Origin of the sequence: Salifodinibacter halophilus, assembly GCA_012999515.1 — a bacterium.
Lineage (GTDB): Bacteria > Pseudomonadota > Gammaproteobacteria > Nevskiales > Salinisphaeraceae > Salifodinibacter > Salifodinibacter halophilus.
Window position 1 is genome coordinate 1 of record JABEEB010000496.1, and the last position, 249, is coordinate 249.

1 protein-coding gene is annotated in these 249 nt (G+C 66.7%); it reads left to right on the forward strand.

The window, feature by feature from the left end:
• Positions 1-249, forward strand: a 249-nt coding sequence (locus HKX41_12600) for a polyprenyl synthetase family protein (protein ID NNC24974.1), incomplete at both ends; no start/stop codon positions are given.

Consider the following 249-nt stretch of genomic DNA (forward strand, 5'->3'; position numbering starts at 1 on the left):
GAGCTCGGCCTCGACGGCGTCTTCTTGGAGACGGTCTGTATCGCCTTCCAGATCGCGGACGACATCCTCGACGTCGAACACAGCCTCGATCGCGCCGGCGACTTCGGGAAGGCCGTCGGCAACGACGTCAAGGAAGGGAAGAAGACGCTCATCGCCGTCCACGCCGTGCGCAACGCCGCACCCGAGGACGCAGCGCGCTTGCAGGAAATCCTCGCTGCGGACGACACGACGGACGCCGAAGCGCTCGCG